The sequence below is a fragment of the Dolichospermum sp. UHCC 0260 genome, assembly GCF_009711985.1.
GTDB classification, from domain to species: Bacteria; Cyanobacteriota; Cyanobacteriia; order Cyanobacteriales; family Nostocaceae; genus Dolichospermum; species Dolichospermum lemmermannii.
In genome coordinates this window covers 38,431-41,751 of record NZ_VIKZ01000016.1, presented here as the reverse complement: position 1 = coordinate 41,751, position 3,321 = coordinate 38,431, and the positions used below count along the sequence as shown (strand labels likewise).

The following is a 3,321-nucleotide window of genomic DNA, read 5'->3' as shown; positions in this document are numbered from 1 at the left end:
GCCTTTTCATTAATTACGAATAATATACATCGGGAAGTGCTGTACTATAAATTCCAATCACGACGATAATTGAAAAAACCTAATAACAACTCTTGTAAAGCACGGTTTTTATTAATTCTGTGTCTATTCCATTCTCTCGCTGTTTCCATGATAATTTCGGAATAACTGGGATAAATAGGTGATAATTTTGCTAAATGCTGAATTTTAATATTTTGTGATATTGCTAAACTAATTAAATTAATTAATTCTCCTGCTGCTATTCCTAAAATAGAACATCCTAGAATTTTTCCATTTTCCAAAACTACTAATTTACAAATACCTGTAATTTCTCCTTGTATTTGTGGGGCTGTAGCTGTTTTGAAATATTGCTTAAAAACTAAAATTTGCTTTTGAGAATATCGGTTTCGCGCTTGTTTTTCTGTTAAACCAACTTGTGCCACTTTAGGTTGAGAATATATTCCCCAAGGAACAGATTCATAATTAACTTTTAGTCTGGGAAAAAATAAAGCATTTTCTATGGCAATATTAGCTTCATAATTACCAATATTCTGAATATCATAACCACCTAATATATCACCACAGGCATAAATTCGCTGGTTGGTAGTTTGTAATTTTTCATTGACAACCAAGCGGTGTTGATGCAATTTTACTCCTACGGCTGGTAAATTCAGATATTCTAGGTTTGGTTGCTGTCCAATTCCAATAAAAATTTCGTCGGTTTCAATGGCTTGATTTCCGGCTTGTACCCATTTTTTATTGTCTATATGTCGGATTTGGGTGACTTGGGTTTGTGTTAAAACCCGCACACCATCAACTTCTAATTGTGCTGTTAATAATTGGGCTATTTCTAAATCAAGATTAGGCAGAATTTGAGAATTTTTAACTATTAATGTAACTTGACAACCGAATCTGGCTAAAAATTGAGCAATTTCTATACCTTGAGGAACACCACCAATAATTACCCAATTTTCGGGTAATGTTGTTGTTTCTAAAGATTGCCAAATATTAGCTAAAGTCAGATATTTAATAGTATCTAATCCTGAAATATTGGGAATTAAGGGACGAGAACCATTAGCGAGTAAATAGGTGCGACTATATAACTGTCTTTCATTAACTGTAAAACTTAATTGAGGAGAAGATTGAAATTGACCATTACCAACAATAATATCAACACCTTGGGCAGCTAAGTTAGAAAGAGAATTTATTTGATTCAGATTTTTAGCAACGGCATTTGCATAAAACAATCCTTTTTTTAAATTTAAAAATTCTGGATTTAAGTGAATATTTTTGTCAAAAATTCCTAGATTTGCTAAATTATAAGATTGCTGAGTAATTTGACTAATTTCACTAAGTATGTATTGATAACTTGAATTATAGTGATCAGAAAAATCCGCGCTCACAATCAAAGCAACTTTAGCGTGTAACTGAGTGGCACTTAAAGCAGCTTTGTATGCAGCAATACTGCCACCAATAATAACGATGTCGTAATCAATATTGGGCATGGGGCATTGGGCATTGGGCATTGGGCAGTTGTTCGTTGTTCGTTGTTCGTTGTTCGTTGTCACCCATTAAGTTTTATTCTTCCTTCTTCCTTCTTCCTCCTGATAGCGAAGCGTGGCGTTAGCCATACTCCTGACTCCTGACTCCTGACTCCTTCTTATAAGTGCTGTTAATAGGCGTTGGTTATCAGACTGGGTACGGACTGCGACGCGAAAAAAGCGATCGCCTAATTCCTTAAAGCTTAAACAATCACGAATTAAAATCTGGTGTTGCTGAAGTAGTTGCTGTTGTAGCTGGGAAGTAGATTGTTGAGATTCTACCAATAAGTAGTTAACAGTGCCTTCGAGCGGGGTTAAACCGGGAATTGAAGCTACACCTTGAAATAGTTGGTTTCTCGCCTCTGGTAGCCATTTCCAGGTGAGATTTTGGAATTCTGTATCTTGGAGGGCGGCGATCGCTGCGGCTGCTGCTAAAGTATTTACAGGCCAAGGATCTCGCCATAATTTCCATTTTGCCAAACGGTCGGGGTGAGCGATCGCATATCCTAATCTTAGCCCTGGTAAACTGTAAAATTTGGTGAGCGATCGTAAAATCACCAAATTCTCGTATTCCTGCACCAACCCAATTAAACTTTGTTCAGCTTCCGGTGGCAAAAAATCCATAAACGCTTCATCTATCACCACCAAAGCAAACTTTTCCAAATACGGTAAAACAGACTCCCGTGAAAATAACTTTCCCGTGGGATTATGGGGATTATTCAGCAGTAACCCAAAATCTGAAGTCTCAAGTCCGAAATCTGGCAATAGAGAAATATTCCCCTGACCTATGCCTAAATCCACAGGAAACTCCAGAACTTTAGCGTTATTAGCCGCAAGAGTGCGGTAATAGTCACCAAACGCTGGAGTTAGTAACACTGTTGCTGCTAATTGTCCCAATTCTCTACCCACCAGAGTTAATAATTCTGCTGAACCATTACCTGGCAAAATCCACTCAGTAGGTATTTGATGAAAATGACTCAGAGCAAGTCTCAATTCACCATACTCTGGGTCAGGATAATTCCTCAGATTGCCCAGTTGGGACACAATTGCAGCAATAACGCTGTTTGGTGGTCCCAACGGGCTGATACTGGCGGAAAAATCCACAATAGCATCAGGGGAACAGCCAGCCAGTGCTGCTGCCCAAGCTAAATTTCCCCCGTGTGCTTGTTGTGGCATCAAAAATATCTTTCCTCTAGAAGAACTTACTCTTTTGGCTCTTTTGGGGGTGCTACTCTTTCTCTAAACAGTTTCCCAGCGGAGAAAGCGGGAACTCTGGTAGCGGGAATGTCCATTTTTTCGTTGGTTTTGGGGTTGCGCCCTTCACGGGCTTTGCGTTCCCGTGATTCAAAAGAACCAAATCCTACCAATGTTACCTTATCACCGGAAGAAACCGCTTCCACAATGGTTTCGATGGCAGCACTCAAAACAGCATCAGCCTGTTTCTTGGTAACACTAGCCTTTTCTGCTACCGCATCAACTAATTCGCCCTTGTTCATATCAAACTCCTAAAGTTTTGCTAGAGATTATTTCAAGATGCACCATGACTGCATCTTTACGTAAATTTCCGTTTGTAGAAATACAAAAATCGTTCCTTGAGAGTATTTACACTCAAAATCGCTACAAATACGATTGATTCGACTTTTCAATGAATCATTCTAAAGCGTTGTCGCCCTAAGTGGATAGATGAAACTATTAATTTATATAGATTTCAGGATTTTTTTTGTTTTTTTACCTCTTTACTGTATTCAAAGTACCCTATTTTTAGGAATGAATACTTAGTGGT

3 protein-coding genes are annotated in these 3,321 nt (G+C 38.2%); all 3 read right to left on the bottom strand.

Annotation, left to right across the window (positions count from 1 at the left end):
• Positions 1–44: 44 nt before the first annotated feature.
• From FJR08_RS08415 to FJR08_RS08405, 3 genes are read right to left on the bottom strand one after another with little or no spacing between them, the layout of a single operon-like run.
• Positions 45–1,523 (bottom strand): NAD(P)/FAD-dependent oxidoreductase, encoded by a 1,479-nt coding sequence (locus FJR08_RS08415; protein ID WP_254435715.1) that lies wholly within the window; start codon positions 1,521–1,523, stop codon positions 45–47.
• A 45-nt stretch (positions 1,524–1,568) separates the two neighbouring features.
• On the bottom strand, positions 1,569–2,714 hold the full coding sequence (cobD, locus tag FJR08_RS08410; RefSeq protein ID WP_168632851.1) for a threonine-phosphate decarboxylase CobD: 1,146 nt from the start codon (positions 2,712–2,714) through the stop codon (positions 1,569–1,571).
• Positions 2,715–2,740: 26 nt separating this feature from the next.
• On the bottom strand, positions 2,741–3,034 hold the full coding sequence (locus tag FJR08_RS08405; RefSeq protein WP_015083119.1) for an HU family DNA-binding protein: 294 nt from the start codon (positions 3,032–3,034) through the stop codon (positions 2,741–2,743).
• Between the last annotated feature and the right edge of the window lie 287 nt (positions 3,035–3,321).